15 protein-coding genes and 1 pseudogene are annotated in these 18035 nt (G+C 47.3%); 4 read left to right on the top strand and 12 right to left on the bottom strand.

Annotated features, from left to right (window positions below; genetic code table 11):
- Nucleotides 1–17: 17 nt before the first annotated feature.
- The 3 genes from JCM23214_RS02910 to JCM23214_RS02900 are packed head-to-tail and all read left to right on the top strand — an operon-like array spanning nt 18 to nt 3387.
- Entirely contained in the window at nt 18–1802 is a 1785-nt protein-coding gene (locus JCM23214_RS02910) for an acyclic terpene utilization AtuA family protein (RefSeq protein ID WP_025897450.1), read from the top strand.
- Nucleotides 1802–2614 (top strand): enoyl-CoA hydratase/isomerase family protein, encoded by an 813-nt coding sequence (locus JCM23214_RS02905; RefSeq protein WP_025897449.1) that lies wholly within the window; start codon nt 1802–1804, stop codon nt 2612–2614. The genes JCM23214_RS02910 and JCM23214_RS02905 overlap by 1 nt, the downstream gene beginning before the upstream one ends.
- Nucleotides 2614–3387: a GntR family transcriptional regulator gene (locus tag JCM23214_RS02900; protein ID WP_025897448.1), complete on the top strand. Its 774-nt coding sequence runs from the start codon at nt 2614–2616 to the stop codon at nt 3385–3387. Before JCM23214_RS02905 ends, JCM23214_RS02900 begins: the two co-directional genes overlap by 1 nt.
- Nucleotides 3388–3436: 49 nt before the next feature.
- Here the strand turns inward: JCM23214_RS02900 and JCM23214_RS18815 are convergent, their stop codons facing one another.
- Both JCM23214_RS18815 and JCM23214_RS02890 read right to left on the bottom strand, forming a co-directional pair.
- A complete protein-coding gene (locus tag JCM23214_RS18815; protein ID WP_025897447.1) occupies nt 3437–5218 on the bottom strand; it encodes a methyl-accepting chemotaxis protein in 1782 nt (593 codons plus the stop codon).
- 208 nt (nt 5219–5426) lie between these two features.
- Entirely contained in the window at nt 5427–6368 is a 942-nt protein-coding gene (locus JCM23214_RS02890; protein WP_025897446.1) for a tRNA dihydrouridine synthase, read from the bottom strand.
- A gap of 171 nt (nt 6369–6539) precedes the next feature.
- On the opposite strand from JCM23214_RS02890, the pseudogene JCM23214_RS18810 reads away from it, so the two are divergent.
- Nucleotides 6540–8035: pseudogene (locus JCM23214_RS18810) on the top strand (AMP nucleosidase).
- On the opposite strand, the gene JCM23214_RS02880 reads toward JCM23214_RS18810, so the two are convergent.
- The 10 genes from JCM23214_RS02880 to tsaE form a co-directional block, all read right to left on the bottom strand.
- Complete coding sequence (locus JCM23214_RS02880; RefSeq protein ID WP_025897444.1) at nt 8032–8922, bottom strand: alpha/beta fold hydrolase; 891 nt, start codon at nt 8920–8922, stop codon at nt 8032–8034. The pseudogene JCM23214_RS18810 and the gene JCM23214_RS02880 sit on opposite strands and share 4 nt — an antisense overlap.
- Before the next feature lie 113 nt (nt 8923–9035).
- The gene (trxA, locus tag JCM23214_RS02875; protein WP_025897443.1) at nt 9036–9356 is read right to left on the bottom strand and encodes a thioredoxin TrxA; all 321 of its coding nucleotides are present in this window, start codon (nt 9354–9356) and stop codon (nt 9036–9038) included.
- A 107-nt stretch (nt 9357–9463) separates the two neighbouring features.
- Nucleotides 9464–12208 (bottom strand): double-strand break repair helicase AddA, encoded by a 2745-nt coding sequence (addA, locus tag JCM23214_RS18805; RefSeq protein WP_051547999.1) that lies wholly within the window; start codon nt 12206–12208, stop codon nt 9464–9466.
- Nucleotides 12187–12888, bottom strand: coding sequence for a UvrD-helicase domain-containing protein (locus JCM23214_RS21985; RefSeq protein WP_051547998.1), 702 nt, complete (start codon nt 12886–12888; stop codon nt 12187–12189). The genes addA and JCM23214_RS21985 overlap by 22 nt, the downstream gene beginning before the upstream one ends.
- Nucleotides 12881–13045: a hypothetical protein gene (locus tag JCM23214_RS23400; protein WP_159104288.1), complete on the bottom strand. Its 165-nt coding sequence runs from the start codon at nt 13043–13045 to the stop codon at nt 12881–12883. Before JCM23214_RS23400 ends, JCM23214_RS21985 begins: the two co-directional genes overlap by 8 nt.
- Nucleotides 13046–13169: 124 nt before the next feature.
- Complete coding sequence (gene addB / locus JCM23214_RS18800) at nt 13170–15194, bottom strand: double-strand break repair protein AddB (RefSeq protein WP_234397662.1); 2025 nt, start codon at nt 15192–15194, stop codon at nt 13170–13172.
- Nucleotides 15157–15846 carry a PD-(D/E)XK nuclease family protein gene (locus JCM23214_RS25215; RefSeq protein WP_234397630.1) on the bottom strand — a complete coding sequence of 230 codons (690 nt, stop codon included), beginning with the start codon at nt 15844–15846 and terminating at the stop codon, nt 15157–15159. Before JCM23214_RS25215 ends, addB begins: the two co-directional genes overlap by 38 nt.
- A gap of 10 nt (nt 15847–15856) precedes the next feature.
- Nucleotides 15857–16573, bottom strand: a complete 717-nt coding sequence (locus tag JCM23214_RS02860) for a nucleotidyltransferase family protein (protein ID WP_025897442.1) — start codon at nt 16571–16573, stop codon at nt 15857–15859.
- Entirely contained in the window at nt 16573–17547 is a 975-nt protein-coding gene (locus tag JCM23214_RS02855) for an aminoglycoside phosphotransferase family protein (RefSeq protein ID WP_025897441.1), read from the bottom strand. Before JCM23214_RS02855 ends, JCM23214_RS02860 begins: the two co-directional genes overlap by 1 nt.
- Nucleotides 17540–18034, bottom strand: a complete 495-nt coding sequence (tsaE, locus tag JCM23214_RS02850; RefSeq protein WP_025897440.1) for a tRNA (adenosine(37)-N6)-threonylcarbamoyltransferase complex ATPase subunit type 1 TsaE — start codon at nt 18032–18034, stop codon at nt 17540–17542. The genes JCM23214_RS02855 and tsaE overlap by 8 nt, the downstream gene beginning before the upstream one ends.
- Nucleotide 18035: the final 1 nt, after the last annotated feature.

The raw sequence follows: 18035 nt of genomic DNA, 5'->3' as shown, positions 1-18035 counted from the left end.
AAAGTGAAGGGGAAATGATGGCAAATCAAAAGACGGACGTAATCCGCATTGCCAATTGCAGTGGATATTACGGTGACAAACTCAGCGCTGCGCGTGAAATGGTGGAAGGTGGTCCCATCGACATACTTACCGGCGACTATCTTGCTGAACTCACCATGTCAATTCTGTATGCCAAGCAACGAAAAAATCCCGAAGAAGGTTATGTTGGGACATTCCTCAAACAGGTTGAAGACGTTCTTGAAACCTGTTTGGCAAAAGGCATCAAAATAGTCAGCAATGCAGGGGGTCTGAACCCACAAGGGATGGCAGATGAAATTGCAGCTATCGCAGAGCGGCTTGGGTTAAAGTGCAATATTGCCTATATTGACGGAGATAATCTGGTTCCGCGCCTAAACGAATTGATGAAAGCCGGTGAAACATTTACGAATATTGACACCGGCAAAGCGCTGAACCAGACCAATTACAAACCCGCCACAGCAAACGCTTATCTTGGGGGGTGGGGGATCAAAAAAGCCCTTGATGAAGGGGCTGATATTGTGATCGCCCCGCGCGTCACTGACGCCGCCGTTGTGCTGGGCCCCGCCGCATGGAAATTCAACTGGCAACGTGACGATTTTGACTCACTTGCCGGAGCTGTCGCTGCCGGCCATCTGATTGAATGCGGCGCGCAGGTATGCGGTGGTAATTACGCTTTTTTTGAAGAAGTTCCCAGCTTTAGAAACGTGGGCTATCCTATCGCGGAAATAGAATCCGATGGCAGCTTTACGATCACCAAGCATCCAGGAACCGGCGGGCTAGTATCTGTAGGTACCGTTACAGCCCAACTACTATATGAAATAAATTCACCAGCCTATGTTAATCCAGATGTCATCAGCCATTTTGATAGCCTCAAAATCGAACAAGTGGGTGAGGATCGAGTGCGCATCAGTGAATGTAGAGGAAGTCCACCTCCCAAAACCCATAAGGTATGCCTTAATATCATGGGTGGGTTTAAAAATAGCATGGAAATCCTACTCACCGGACTACAAATAGAAAGAAAAGCTGAAATCTTTACTGACAGCCTGTTTCATCTTTTGGGCGGGAGGGAACAATTTGACGATATATCTGTTGATCTGATCAGAAGCGATAAGGATGACGCTCAACGCAATGAAGAAGCCTTTGCAACTTTGCGAATTTCTGTCAAATCTGGAGACCCCAAACTCGCGGGTCGCCTTTTTTCTGCGAAAATTATTGAACTTGCACTCGCCAATTTCCCTGGCTTCACCGGCCGATCTGCCCCTACATCAGGTGGCCCATTTATCATACACTGGCCTGCACTAATTAACAGCCAACACATAACGGAGAAAGTCCATATTAATGGGACCTGTTACGATATACAGCCAAGCAGCGTCCAAGAGCTAAAACAGGTGCCTGCATTTACAAACAATATGAAACTCCCACCATCGCAGGATAGTGAACTGGTGGAAATCTTTTTTGGTGAGCTTTTTGGCACTCGCTCAGGTGACAAAGGGGGTTCTGCCAATATTGGCGTTTGGGCTAAAGATATGAGTTCGTATAGCTGGCTGTATCACACACTCACTATAGAAAAACTAATAGAACTGTTGCCGGATACAGCTCCGTTTAGAATTGAGCGCTTTGAACTCCCCAACATAAAATCCCTCAACTTCATGATCCATGGAATTCTGGGAGAAGGTGTTGCTGCTAATGACCGGATTGATGGGCAAGCCAAGACAATGGGGGAATATTTAAGAAGCCGGAAAATATTGGTTCCGAAATCACTTAAACAAAATGGGGGCCATTGATGTCCGGATCTGATGAAAAACTAACACTTGAAGGACTAAATTTTACCACTCTGCGTCTTAACCTTCAAAATCATATATTCACCATAACGCTTAACAGACCCGAGCGAAAAAATGCGATCAATCCGACCATGAGTAATGAGTTGATCTATGCCTTTGATTATGCCCGACAGTCACGCGACGTTCGCGTAGTGGTCATTGCCGCCGAAGGTGATATTTTTTGTGCAGGTGGCGACCTCAGAACCATGAGCGGCGAGGAAAGCGCCAATATATCCAATGTACCAAAACGTGGTGAAACAGATGAAATTTCACTACGGCTCCGTCATTTAAGCAAGCCCGTAATTGCCAAAATACAGGGTCCGGTGCTCGCAGGCGCATTGTTACTAGTATGCAATACCACCCACGCTTTCGCGGCAGATGATGCCTATTTTTCCGCACCTGAAATCAAACGTGGCATTTGGCCTTTTATGGTTATGGCCGGCTTATTTCGGGTTATGTCCAAACGAGACGGTCTTGACTTCATCATGCGCGGCCATTCCTTGACAGCAAAAGAGGCGGAAAAAACGGGATTGATTAACCAGGCTGTAGCACGTGACATGCTGGATGAAACCGTAGATGATCTCGCCACTGAACTTGCATCTCTCGCGCCGGGAACCATGCAACTTGGGCTTGCCGCCTATAACCGCCAGGAAGACCTTGAGTTTGATCAGGCACTCCCTTATTTGCGTCAGCAGCTTGACCATTGCCTGAAAAGCGATGATGCAAAAGAGGGAATTAGTGCTTTTCTGGAAAAACGCCAACCAGAGTGGCGATAATGCGCAAAACGGACACCGCTTATACATCTCGAGTTTCCTTATATTTGAAAGTCGCAAATATTCTTAGAAGCAGGATCGCAAAGGGACTATGGCGTGAAGGTGACCGTTTGCCAAATATCATGTCACTCTGCGAAGAGTTTAATGTAGGACGTGTGACTGTGCGACAAGCACTTCAATTACTGTCCGAAGAAGGGCTCATTGACAGCCGCCGTGGACGTGGCACATACGTAACATCAGCCCACACTCAAAACCGTGAAAATAGCAAGACTTCGCGAATTCTCGAGGGTGAGGATCAAACTATAAAAATTCTCGAAATTGCTCCGCCCTCAAAACTCCCACATGCCTTGAAAGGAAATTATGCTGCAGGAAAAGAATATGTCCGAATACGAAAACTGAGATGTCATGGCAGCAAACCATTTTGCCTGATGGATATTTATGTACTTTCAGACATATTCGATCTTTTTCCAAAAGAAGAGCTTTCCAACAGAACCGTTGCTGCACTTATCCAGCAGTATTCTCCTATTCCAATCCACACTGCCCGTCAGGTTCTTGGAATTAATGTGGCGGATTACGAAACCGCAAACCTGTTACACTGCCATATGGCTGCACCGATAGCGGAAGTTGACCGGTTTTTCGCAAATGCTGACGGCGAGCTTATTTCACGCGGGCACTATTTCTATCGTGGGGACATGTTCTATATGGCGACTGAACATATGGGTGATCCGGTTTCTGACTCGGCTTCAGGCTGGTTACCGGTCGTCAAACGGTCATAAAAAAAGGCTTGCGGGGAATGCAAGCCTTTTTCCCTGAAGTGATTTGTAATCAGGCAGCGCGAACGTCTGAAAGGAATCCTTCAATGTCCTGCTTCAATTTCTGCGACAGACTATCCAGTCTTGAGGCAGCTGACTGAACTTCTTCAGCAGCAGCACCCGTTTCACTGGCTTTTTCAGACACAGTGCCAATTTTCATGGAAACTTCACTTGTACCGTTGGAAGCTTCCTGAACATTTCGGGAAATTTCGTTAGTCGCAGCACTCTGCTCTTCAATTGCAGAGGAAATACCCACTGTTGATTGCCGAATACTGGTAATCACGCTATCAATATTTGCGATGGCTGATACCGCACTGTCTGTTGCTGATTGCATATCATTAATCTGCTGCGCAATTTCTTCTGTCGCGCGAGCCGTCTGATTGGCAAGGCTTTTAACTTCCGAAGCAACAACGGCAAATCCCTTGCCCGCATCTCCGGCACGGGCAGCTTCAATAGTCGCGTTAAGAGCCAACAGGTTTGTCTGGCCAGCAATATCGTTGATCATATCGACAACTTCACTAATTTTCTTGGCGGTTTCGGCGAGAGTCGAGACTGAAGTTGTGCTGTTACCTGCTTCAACCACCGCTTTTTCAGAAACTTCATTTGCTTGCTGAACCTGACGACTGATTTCATTGATCGAAGACGTTAGCTCTTCGGCCGCAGATGCTACTGTCTGTACATTTCGTGAGGCCTCATTGGATGCGCTTGCAACACCTTCAGCAAGCTCCTGAGACGTACCAGCGGTTGAGCTCATGGAATTTGCAGTAGACTGCAACTCTCGCGTTGCCAAGGCAACTGTGCTCATAACTTCAGATACTTCGTTTTCGAAATCCTCAATCAGCTTGGCAACTCGCTGCGCATGGGCTTCTTTCTCGGCAGCTTCACGCTTTTCGCGCTCACGCTCAGCCTGTTCACGGCGTTCCTCTTCCTCACGAGCGAGACGATCACGTTCAGCCTGCTCCTGCTCACGCTGTTTGGCTTCCGCTTCAAGGCGTTCCTGCTCGATAGCATTTTCCTTAAAGACCAAAACAGCTCGGGCCATTTCACCAATTTCATTCTTTTCTTCGTGTGATGGAATTTCCACAGACTTGTTACCCTTAGAAAGTTCGGTCATCGCACCTGTAAGAGCAAGAATTGGTCGGCGGATCATCCGTGCAAAGATATAGGTAACCGCACCTGCGATAACCAATGCAATAACGCTGATCGCAATAAACTGCTGAACCGCATTTTCCCCGTCTTCAACTGCTTGCAAGTATTTAAGTTTACTATCTTCCTGCCATACTTTGACGAGTTCATTAATCGTTGCATACATGATGCCGAATTTCTCATCGGCACCAATCATCATGATCACAGCAGTACTGCCATCCACTTCAGTCATGTCAATGACATCTTTGACGTCAACACTGTAATTTTCGAGCTCAACACGCAACTTCTCAAGCAACGTAAGTTCACTTTCCGTGTAGCTACCGTTGGCGATGAAGTTATCGAGGCTTTCTTTTGCACCCGCAATATATTTGCGTAATCCCTCACGCTGCTTGGCAAGCAGTTCCTCTTCCACTCCCGCGTTCATCTGGGATATCAGCCTAAACAGATTTCCGTTAAAGGCCTGCAAATCCCGTTGAAAACGGTAAGCCGCACCGTTTTTCACTTCAGCCTGAGTATTCAGCGCTTCCATGGTGTCCAGACTTTGCTGACTTCCCGATATGGATACGGCTCCAAGAAAGATCAGCGCCAGCACAAATATCGTGGGAGAAATGAACAATTTTTTCGTTATGCTCAAATTGCGTAAGTTCATTTGTTTTTGTCCTTATCAACCCAGAGCAGTCAACAAACGAAGACACACAACCTCGAATGAAAATTCCTGCACCTGGTACCTGATTACTCATTAAATACTTAACCATGTACTTAACGACAGAGTTGTTAAGGCTTCCCTAACAAAGCACCGAAAGAGTCAATTTTCCGAATTTTTGAAGTTTACTGTAACGTAGTAAAGATGAATATCACTAAGCGGCGATTGCACCACTTATGGATCCCAGAATTTCGTCTGGTTCTTGTAATCGACGAATGTTCGCAAATAAAGCGCCACTTGGATCATATGTACGGCTCAGTAATTTTATCCATTGCTTCAGCCTACCTGCACGCCGATGATCACTGTCCATTTTAAGCAACAGCATGTTGTAATCATGCAAATGGCCCATAATTTCACCCCAAGACAGCTTGTCTTCTCGCTCTTTCTTAATTTCCTGCGCAAGGCTTGGGCGGGCAATGGCACCGCGACCAATCATAAACTCGCTACAGCCGCTTATGGATTTACACGCCTGAAAATCCTCATGTGTCCAAATTTCTCCATTGGCAATGACACGAATTGACAGGTTTTCCCGGATTGGAGCCAAATATTCCCAATGTGCAGGTGGTTTATAACCTTCGAGTTTTGTTCTGGCATGAACCGTGAGCTTCCCAGCCCCGGCATCTTCGACCGCATGGGCATTGTCCAGATACAGATTTTTATCCATATAGCCAAGTCGCATTTTTGCGCTGACCGGAATGTGCACGGGTACAGCTTTGCGGACCGCATAAACAATATCATGTACGCGTGTTGGCCACTGGAGTAACGTTGCCCCAGCATCTCGTTTATTTACTGTTTTTGCCGGGCACCCAAAATTCAAATCAATTCCCGGCGCTCCCAGTTCGACAAGCTGTTGGGCACTTTCTGCAAGCAGACTGGCATCGCCGCCCATAAGCTGAACATGCACGGGCGTGCCAGAAGCAGTGGTCCCACCATTCTTTAATTCGGGGCAATACCGATAATATACGGAAGCTGGCAATAGCTGCTGGCTAACCCGGACGAATTCAGAAACGCATAGATCGAAACCGCCAATGCGCGTCATGATATCTCGCATATATTCGTCAACAACCCCTTCCATAGGGGCGAGCGTTACTGTCATCCTCGAGTCCGCATAACTGAGTGTTGTCACTTTAGAAACCGCTTACTAACATATTTTTCATCAGAACAATTGATTAATTGTGTTGTCATAAAAAAATGCTAAATAGATAGAGAAAAAAGAAGAGAATTTAGTTTTGGCGGTGACCGTAGGGGTCACTGGAAGGAAGAAAATATGAGTGGATTTCTGACAAACACCACGTCAGGTCACGGCGGTGCAACGAATCTCAAGAAATATGAGACAGCAGCTGACGCCCTTGATGCAATCGAAAAAATTTATAACGAGAATGTTGAAAAGGTTAAGAAGCGCTTCAGGGAATTTGCTGAAGGCGACAAAACCAGCCCCCTTGATATAGCATACTACCCCTATCTGGTTTAGAGATCGGACCGCAGGATATTAACCTGACCGGACGTTTGGCATATGGAAATCTTCATTCAGCCGGTGTTTTTGGGACAACTCTCACCAATCCCGAGCTGTTTCGCAGTTATTATCTTGAACAAATTGAACTCCTGATCAACAACCACGTACAGCCGGTATATGTAGGTCTTAGTGATCGACCAATGCCACTGCCTTTTGTAATCGAAAAAGCATCCTCAAATGTCTCCGGTGAAGATGTTCAGGCGTTGCAATCCATCTTTCCTATGCCAGAGTTGGCTAATATAAACGATTCCATCGCCAACGGAACTCATCAACCTGCACCCGGTGACCCCATGCCGCTATCGCTGTTTGCTGCGGAAAGAGTTGATTATTCCCTGTTGCGCCTTGCTCATTACACAGGCACATCACCCAAACATTTCCAGCGCTTCGTCTTATTCACGAACTATCAGCGATATGTGGATGAATTTGTCGAATATGGCAAAGAGCAGGTCTTAAATGGTAACGAATACAGAGCTTTTGTTGAGCCGGGTAACGTCGTTACAAAAAACCCCCGCATTGACGGTGAGGAAGTTGAAGGTGGAACTTACCCTGTTCATCTACCGCAAATGCCCGCCTATCATCTGGTTACGGATCATCATGAAGGGATAACCCTTGTTAATATTGGTGTGGGCCCTTCAAACGCTAAAACGATAACCGATCACATAGCAGTCTTAAGACCCCATTGCTGGCTCATGGTTGGCCATTGCGGTGGGCTCCGCCGAACACAAAGTCTAGGTGATTACGTGTTGGCCCACGCCTATGTTCGGGAAGATCATGTGCTGGATGAAGATATTCACCCTTCGGTTCCTCTACCGGCAATTGCAGAAATTCAAGTAGCCCTTACGGAAGCCGTGGCCAAAGCATCGGAAGGAAGCCTCAGCCGGGCACAACTCAAAGAACATTTCAGAACCGGAACGGTTTATACAACTGATGATCGGGACTGGGAATTACGTCACAAAGAACTGGCGCAACGCTTTAACCAGACGAAGGCAATCGCCATTGATATGGAATCCGCGACCATTGCCGCAAACGGTTTCCGTTTCAGAGTACCCTACGGAACATTGCTGTGTGTATCCGATAAACCATTACACGGAGAGATTAAGCTTCCAGGAATGGCCAATAAATTCTATCAGGATAGAACAGCCAAACATCTGCGAATAGGCATTGAAACCCTCAGAATGCTCCGCGATGGGGGAATTGAAAGCATGCATTCACGCAAGCTTAGAAGCTTTGATGAACCAGCTTTTCGCTAGTACTGATGAGATTTCAGATGATCAAGCAGCAAATCCGCTAAATGGGCACAAAGGGCTGGAGATAAATCATGCCCCATCCCCGAAACCTCAACATACCGGCTGCCAGTTACATGATCCGCAACATTCCGCCCGCATACCGGCTGAACAAGCGGATCATTACTTCCATGTATGACGAGTGTTGGAACAGAAATCTTGTGTAAAAGCTCAACCCTGCTACCCGCGGCCAACACAGCAGCATACTGGCGCATATAACCATCCGGGCAGTAGGAACGCTCGATGCAAGCTTCTATATGAGCCTGCAATAGTTTTAGCGGCCACCTGAACCCCGGGCTACCAATCACTTCATTAACCTTCAAGCCGAAGGCCACAATATCTTCTTTATTCTGGCTAGCAGGTGCTGAAGCAAGAATCGTAGAGGCATCATCTGTTGGCCCCGGAAGAGACGGATCTGAGGAAGAAGACATAATCGATGTTAAGCTCAATGTCTGCTCCGGAAAGCTTGCCGCAACGATTTGGGCAATCATACCTCCCATGGACATACCCACAATATGCGCCGCCGAAATATCCAGCGCTTTGAGCAGTTCGGAGACATCCTTTGCCATATCCTCTAATTGGTAGGGTAATTGAATATGTTTTCCCTGCCCTTTGTCATGTAAGATTTTCTGAATATCCGGTATACCAGAAGCGCTTAACTTTTCGGACAGTCCAATGTCACGGTTATCAAAACGGATAACCTGATATCCCGCTGCCGCAAGTTTTTTGCACATGTCCAAGGGCCAGTCGATCATTTGAAAACCAAGGCCCGCGATCAACAGAACAACCGGATTTCCAGCTTCGCCAATTCGTTCATATTCAATTTCAAGTGAATTACAAATTACAGACGCCATTCAAACTTTGCTTTCTTTTAATTTTTAACTGATTGTGCCGGATATATGAAAAAAAAGACAATAAAAAAGCGGGCCACTTGGGCCCGCTTGTCACTTGGTAAATCTTATGCCTATCAGCTTGAAGATTTAATCCATTCCTCGATTTGTCCTTTTGGTGAAGCACCGACTTTAGTTCCAGCAACTTCGCCATCTTTAAAAAGCATAAGGGTAGGAATACCACGAACACCGTATTTTGTTGGCGTATTCGGGTTTTCATCGATATTGATCTTGGCGACAGTCACCTGACCCGCAAGTTCATTGGAGAGTTCTTCCAAAGAGGGAGCAATTGTCTTGCACGGGCCGCACCATTCAGCCCAGAAGTCAACCAGTACCAGCCCCTCATTTTTTAAAACATCCTGTTCGAAAGATGCATCTGTAACACTTGTTGTGGCCATTATGTCCTCAATCCTGACAAAAAATTTACGCGCCCTCGAGCGCGAGCTTTCGCTCGATCTTATATTGATAATTACGTATCCATAGCCATTCCGTCAAGTGATGGAAACTACATCATGCTTTCAGGCAGCTCCATTAGGTAAGGGCCATCTGTCCAGAGCAAGGCGCATCTGATGTATTTTCCCGGATACATTTTTTTAAGTGCCCGATAATATATCTGCATTTGCTGAATATATATTCGAGGAACTTCGCTGACATCCCTCGGTGAAGGACGATTTGTTTTATAATCCACAATAAGAACTTCATCGCCACGGATTAAAAGCCTGTCTATCTGACCTGACATAATTACCTGATCCATCAGTCCTGTTATTGGAACCTCAGCCCGACTATCTGGACCAAAAATGTCTCCAAATTCCGGATGATCAAGTACAGCCAAAGTCTCCTTCAAGATAGTTTTCTGCTGCTCCTCTGAAAGCCCATGTGCTGGCCTGGCAAGCCAGGATTTTGCCGTTTGTCGTCGCTCTTCGATTGGCACTGATGGTAAACTCTCCAGCAGTCTGTGAATGATAATTCCCCGGTGAAAACGATGTCCATCATCACCTCCCAATGGCGATCGCACGGATGGCTCTTCTTCTTGACGCGAAGGCGTCAAAGGCTGAGGCGGAAAGGGTTCAGCTGCTGGCATCTGACGCGCCCATTCAGGAAGTGCCTTCAAAGTGTCTGGCTGTGATTTGACCTCATCGGAAATGACTACCTTTTGAGAACCACTGCGCCGCCGCCTGGCCACATCCCCAAAGGGAAGTTGGATCTCTTCAATCTCTCTTGAATCCATCGGTCGAAACGCGCTCTCAATCAGGTCATACCAACACCCTTGAGGGCGGGCTTTCTTATTTTCCCAACCACAAATATACAACCTGTCCTCAGCTCTGGTTAGAGCCACATACAAAAGGCGCTTCTTCTCTTCGCTCTGGCTTCGCTTCTGTTGATTCAATAACGATAAGCTGTACTGATCATAATTTTCCTTTCGAACCGGCCAGAGAGGTGCATGTGCTCCACCCTCACTCCAGAGAATCTGACTATTTCTTGGGGGGGCGCTTCCTTGGCAAGTATCTGGCAAAAACACCACCGGCGCCTGCAACCCTTTGGATCCATGTACCGTGAGGATACGAACTTCATTTCTACCCTGCTCCATATCCCTTTTGATTTCGGCCGCTCCGGCTTTAATCCAATGCAGGAACTTCTGCAGCGAAGTTGCCTCACTTCTCTGATAGGACAGCGCGAGTGATAAAAACTCCTCAATTGGATCAAGTGCTTCGGGACCAAGGCGGGAAACAAGTTTTTCCCGACCCTTTTCCCGCCCTAAAATGTCAGCGTAAAATTCGTAGACAGGAACATAATCAGCGCGAGCCATTTGCCGCCGTAGAAAACCAACAGCATCTTTAAAAATCTCTATTTTACCGGTGTATTTCTGCAGGGCTGACCAAAGTGACCCTTTTCGCCCATAAGCCAACTCAAAAAGCTGATTATCATCGCATCCCACAAACGGGCTTTTCAACAAGATTGCCAGTGTCAAATCGTCCTCTGGCAATAACACGAAATTGCCAAGTGCAATCAGATCCATAACCGCCAGCTGTTCTGTCAATTGCATTCGATCAGCACCGGCGAGAGGAATATCTGCCTGCTTCAGTGCACGGACCAGTTCATCAAACAAAGCGTTCCGGCTCTGAACCAATATCATGATATCCTTGGGCTCAAGATATCTCCCTTTGGCTTCCAGAACCTCTTTATTGTCCAACCAGTACCGAATTTGCGTCGCAATATTTTTTGCGAGTTGCGCTGGCGGACTGACACCCAATTCCTGATCCAAAGGAATCTCCCACGGATCTGTATCCTCTACAGGTTGCGGTTTAACAACCGGCCAAATCTCAGTAAAACCCGGTGCATCACTTCGATGAACGAAATGCTGTATTTCCGACGCTTCGACAGTCAGGCCTGAACGTGCCTCTTGCGATTGAAATATATCGTCAACTAGTGACAATACAGCATGAGTTGATCGAAACGACAGGTCCATAGGAACTTTCTCCCAAACTTTTTGCGCCCGTTCAGCCTTTTCCTTGAAAAGCAGACGCATATGCTCAAACGCAGCCGGGTCCGCTCCCTGAAACGAATAGATTGACTGTTTTTCGTCTCCCACAACAAAAACGGTTCTAGCATGGTCGCGTGAGCCCATCCCACTAAAGAACTCACTGGTCAGGGCGTTGATCACTTCCCACTGTTCGGGGCTTGTATCCTGAGCCTCATCCACAAGAATATGATCGATCCCGCCATCAAGCTTGAACATAACCCAAGGCGTAATTTCGGTTTGTTTGAGCAAATCACGTGTAGTCAGGATCAGGTCATCGAAATCCAGCGCTCCGCGGCGTATTTTTTCACGCTCGTATTCACTCAGTAATCGCTGGGCCAGCGCCAGCATAGCTGTAGTTGTCAACAACACCCGGATACGCTTGCGTGTCTCTAATATAAGACTTAATCGCTCCCTCTCTGCATACAGGATATCCAAAATCTCCGGCATCTGTTTTTGAGATTTCGCACCTGCCAGAAATCTGTCTGTTTTTGGATCTTCTTTGACTGTAAAAAACACTGACTTGTACTGGTCGAATAAGTCTTTTCGTTTTTCTGGCTGTGATAACCAGTCCGCCAGCTTATTCGCATTTTCCGTATCAGTTTTAGTGCCATTCAAAAGAACTTCGACAACCTGCCGAAGGGCTTGCCCATCAAACGCTTCTTCTTCACACGCTTTTTCCAGCAATTCCTCTTCAGTTAGGACGGGATCTACTTGCAAAATGTCCGCCAACGCGTCTCTAGCTTCATTAAGCTCTGATGTTGCTTGAAAAAGCGCCTCAACCGCCCCCGTTTTGAAGTAAGCGCCTGCATCAATGCTGCGAAATCACCTTCATTGATACGCTCGCTAACCTGCCTTAATGCGTCTGCCAAGCTTTTTTTGGCAGGATCCCGTGTAGCACTCAATAACCTGTCTCGCGCCACCTCCATTATTTCGGATGCGGTACGATCATCCAATTCGCGAAAATTCGGTGAAATGCCTGCTTCCAGTGGAAAACGGGCGAGTACGGAACTGCAAAAAGAATGTATGGTCTGAATTTTTATACCACCCGGAGCGTCGAGCACACTTGCAAATAGCTGACGCGCCCGGACCACTTCCTTTGCATCAGGCTCTTTGCCTCTCAGCTCCTTGATGGCAGCTATTAAATCTTTCTCTGGCAAAACTGACCAACTGCCAAGGACCTCGTTTAGCCGGTTCGCCATTTCCGCCGCGGCTGCTTTGGTAAATGTAATACAGAGTATTCTCTCAGGCTGCGTTCCTGCCAACATCAACCGCAAAGTCCGGTCTACAAGAACCCGGGTCTTTCCTGAGCCCGCTGAGGCAGACACCCACGCGGAAATAGATGGGTCTGCGGCCCGCCGCTGTGCTTTAATACCCGCTTTTGTGAGCTCGGATATACCAGAATCAGTCATCACTACCCCTCCCGCTTGACCACTCACGAACGCGGGCGAGATGTTCATAATCGTTGTATCTATCCACGAATTCAGAACGCGGCCTTGCCAGATAAGGTGTAGCCTCGCGATCAAATTGAGCCACAAGACGTTGCAGGCCATTAAAGGCCTGTTCCATTAGCTCCTCAACGGAAAGTTTTTTGCATGCCTGGCGTTTTTCACCAGCAGGGTCCCCGCCGCTTAGGCGAATATATAGAAGCTCGGCAACGCTTAATCCCTCAAGTCCCTCAAAGCTCCTCGCTCTAGCATGCTGCTTCCAGCGCCAATTGTGGTGAAATGCCTGTTTCAACCTGCTTTTCGGTGGGAATAGACCCTGTTTTATAATCTATTATTGAAACTTCATTGAGTTGCGACTTATCAATCCGATCCGCAGTTCCGGATAATTCAAACGGGCCAAATGGAGCACCGATTTTCATGACGCCTTTTGCTTCCAGTTTTACGGGCAAATAATGTGATCTACGTTCTTTTTCGAATTCCACAAACCACTTTGCCATTTTTTCAAATCGCGGCCACCAGAAAGCCCAGACCGCTGGATAGGTCAGGATTTCCGAGAAAACCTCCCGACCAATTTGCAGAAGTTGGGCTTCTGCATCCTCTGGTAATTCTTTTGGAAATCGCTCAACAAATATTTCCAGTGCCTTATGTATAAATGTTCCTCGCTCAGCGCCACCGGGCTCTTCGCCAATATTATCCAATGGTTTCAAATTCAGGATTGCATCTGCAAAAATGGAATACGGGTCTTTAATCCACTTTTCAATTCTTGTAACGGATAGCCGCCGTGGACGTGCAGACACAGGTGGTGTTGGCCGAGGCGCCATTTGCGCAGAATATATATCCGGCTTATCCAGATCAGCTTGCCAGTGCAGCCATTGAGCACTGCTCTTCTGAACAAGACTTGCTCCATTTTTTTGTAATAGGGTCTGCAACCGTAAAATCCAGCGGCTCGGTACTGTCGGTGCACCATCCATTTTCTCGGAACGAGTGAGAACAACTTCCTTCGCACAGAACGCCTGCTGGAAATCATGCGCAGACAAGCCAATTTTTTTCTCCGGCAGTGGTAAGTTAAACTCGGCTCTCATGGGCCGGCTCATCCAAGGATCTCCCGCCTGTTCCGGCGGCCACACCCCTTTATTCATACCCCCCAGTATCATAACATCCGATCGTTGCAATCTTGCTTCGATCGGTCCCCAAATCTGTAATCTGGGGTGCAGACCATATGGACTTCGAACCATTCGGCCGACCATGAGACTTTCCAGCAACTCAGGCCAGATGTCGCTTTTAACAGGTCCCGCAATATCACTGGCGCGCAACAACTCTGATATGAAAGAGGCGGCCTCTTCTCCAAAATGGCCCTGCCATAAAACTGTCTGTAGCTCGTTTTCGCTGACGCATAACTCTTCCGCTACACTCACGTATTTTTTCAGAAATTTCTCAAACGGCACTTCACCGCTCAATGCAAGATCCTCAAGCGGCTTCACAATTTGCTTAAATTTTGTAAACCAACTCTCAAGCTCGCAGGAAATTTTCGTTTGAGCAACCGCTGCAATTACAAGACTTTCTAGTCCTCCAAGCCCTTCCGCTGGTTTAGGTCCACGCAACAAATTGATTTCGAGTTCACGCACCAGCGTCCGAAATCTGCCAATCGGATAGCCCATATTTGCGTAAGGATGTTTCAATACTGCCAACACAGAAAGGGGGTCAAATCTGTCTGCCACCATTTTCGCAATGAGCCGCAAGAAAACACCAGGCGGTGACTGATCCAAACTGGCCCCGGCGCTGTCATCTACTTCAATGCCCCAACGCCGTAATTCCGCACTTACACGTCTTGATAAATCCCGATCCGGAGTTACAAGTGTCGCAGTTTTGTTCGGTGTCTCCAACACCTCACGCATCTTAAGTGCTATGACTTGGGCTTCTGCTTGCGGACCACTACATTCGATCAACTGCAGAGCCCCCATCTGTTCAAAGTCTGGTAACTCTAATTGCTGCCAATAATCAGTGGTGCTTGCCGGACGCATGGCCTCGGCAAAAAAATGAACGCGCGCATCCGTGCCGGTTTTTGCGCTCGGATCGGTCAAATCATGAACGTCTGCACGTGTTATTCCCATATATGATAACAACCGTGCGAGACCATATTGCGGATGACTGGGCTCATGTTCAACCACTGCCCATGTTTCTTCATCCAGATACCGATCAAGCCCGGGTAACACTACACATCCCGATGGCAATTCAGAAACAAGCTTTAATAATGCTGCAGTTGCGGGAATGGATCCTGTTGAACCGACAGCATATATCGGCCCCCTTGGGGGAATAGCTCCATTCTTCGATTTGATGCCGCAGCAATAAATCCCTGCGCTTAGCCGGGTCGATCGCACCTTCTGCCTCCAGAATTTGGGGCCAGACTTCACTGATTATTTTTAAGAATTCGAGGGTTACCTGCCAGTGAGTAGCGTACTCATCAGGAACAATTTTCCAAAGGTCCTTGAGGTCCTGTCCTTCGGTCTGAGTTTGATCAAGCAAGCGTGCAAGCTCCAGCGCAAGCCCCACTGCCTTTGCTATATCCTGATTTTCAGGATCTTTCTTCAAAATCAGCTGACCCAACAATAATTGCCTGCGTAACGGGTCAATCGCTGGGGGCAAATTTAGCGCGTGTTGCAGATCCTCACTCAACCCTCCCTCAAGCAGCAACTCATCTTCATCCACATCTCCGATCGGACGCATTCTTGGAAGTAAAAGCGGTACACCTCTGGCTTCTCGCAAAAACGCATGTTGAAGTGCGCGTGCAGCCCGACGGGTAGTTGTTAAGATGGTCACATCTCCAAGCCGGGACAAATCCGCAGAATAAGTCTGCACTAAATGGCGGGCCAAACAGTCAACAAAAATATACTCAGGCGGTATATTCAAAACATTAGGCTGCAAATTTGACTTCTTATTCACAACCCGCAAAAACCTCCTCTGCCTGAGATATTGCGTTTACTGTTCCAACATGGAGCCACATTCCGGTATGGATTGATCCATATAAACGCCCGTTTTTCGCTGCCCGGTCAAAAATAACATTCATAGAGAATTTTCCTTCGGCAACTTCGTCAAACATTTCCGGTTTTACAATCTGTACACCTGAGAAAATATAAGGGGCGACGCTCTGCTCATGACGCCGTGTTAAGCGCCCATCTGGTCCGATGGTGAAATCACCCTCTCCATCGTAACCAACAGCGCTGGATTTCTCTTGCAACAATAGGAGGACGTCCATCTTTTCCGGATCCCAAACTTCAATCAGGGATTTCAGAGATCCGTTCTGTGAGTCCCTGACGATCACATCTGAATTAATAACAGCGAAAGCTGAGTTTCCAAGCAGAGGTAGTGCCTTTTGAACACCACCACCGGTTTCCAGCAACTCACCGCGTTCATCAGATATTTTAACGGTCAAATCCTGTATGCTCTTTGCATAAGTTTCGATCTGATCAGCGAGATGGTGGCAGTTAATCACCACCTGACTTAAACCTGCACCACGAACCAGATCCAATGCATAGTCAATAAGCGCACGCCCCTGCACCTTTACCAGTGGTTTAGGTGTATGGTCGGTTAGCGGTTGCAATCGACGTCCAAGCCCCGCGGCAAGGACCATCGCAGTATGAATGTCACTCATTACAACCTGACCTCCGCCTGATGTGTCCCAAGTGTAACTTTGATCCAATGTTTTAGCGCCAACAGGTCAGGGTGGGCCAGATTATCGTTCAAATGACCAATCACTCTGGGCAGGAGTGCAATATACTGGTTTTTCCCTTCCAATTTGGAAAGGCGTGTGAACACACCCAGAATTCTTAAGCAGCGATGGGCTCCGAGGATCGCAAAATCCCGTTTAAAAGCCTTTTCATCTACGTTCGTTTCGCTTATGTAATATTCAATCATCTTCTGGGCGATGTCCGGATCGACCTGCCGCCTCACATCCTGCAGCAAGGATGCAAGATCATAAGCCGCAGGTCCAGTCATCGCATCCTGAAAATCCAGCAACCCAAGCCTATGCAAACCACTTCTGTCCGGTAAATACAATAAATTTTGAGCATGAAAATCGCGATGTAGAAACACCTCCTGCTCGACATCAATCTGTTTGAGTAACTCGACCCAGATTTGGTGAAAAAAATACCGCGCGTTATCAGCCAAAGGCGCCCCCAGAATTTCAGGGACATAAAAATCAAGAAACGCCGCGTTCTGATCCAGCACATAGCTTTGTGAGAAAAAGGGAAGACCAATAGGTTTCTCCAACCCTTTCTGTCGGATCAAAAAATCAACGGCTAACTGATACAGATCTTTTTCGCAATTTGGATCCTTATCAATCAGACTTGCCAAAAGCCCATCACCCAGATCTTCGAGTATGACGACACCACTTTCGACATCCACATGATAAATTTCCGGCGCGCTGAATTCTCTTTTCTTTAGCAACTTTGCAATTTTAAGAAACTTTTCAACTGTATCTGGATCTGGATCAATCATCAAAACTGCCGGCTTCTCTCCACCAGCAAGTCGATAATAACTGCGCGAAGATGCATCTCCAGCCATGGAAACGGGAGCCGCACCGCTCCACGGAGTACCTTTGAGCAGAGAAAAGTGCAAATCAGTCATTGACGGTTTTGCCCTGACTGAAACCCGCCAAACGGCGACCCCAGCTTTCGTCGCCTGTTATTTGCAACACGCGGCTCGATTCTAAATCACCTGTAATAACCAGTTCGATCCTCAGCGCATTCTGCGGCGCCAGATCTTCAAGCCGTTCAGCCCACTCCATTATAGTGATCCCACTGTCATAGGCATCGTCAATATCCAGCTCCCAGATTTCCTCAGGATCTTCCAGTCTATAAAAATCATAGTGATAGACCATTCCGGCGGGCGTATCATAAAGCAGCAACAAATTAAAAGTCGGGCTTGGAACTTCAAGATCCTGCTCTGCCAGCGATTGAATCAATGCTCTCGCAAAAGCGGTCTTGCCAGCTCCAAGTGTCCCATCCAAGCGGACAATATCTCCTACCTTCAGAAGTTGGGACAAGTCTTTCGCCAGATTGCGCGTTTCCTCTTCTGAAGTCACGGTAATGGACAGATCCAGATGACCAGTCATG

The organism is Sneathiella glossodoripedis JCM 23214 (assembly GCF_000616095.1).
Lineage (GTDB): Bacteria > Pseudomonadota > Alphaproteobacteria > Sneathiellales > Sneathiellaceae > Sneathiella > Sneathiella glossodoripedis.
The sequence above is the reverse complement of the archived record's forward strand: the minus strand, read 5'-3'. Positions and strand labels throughout refer to the sequence as shown.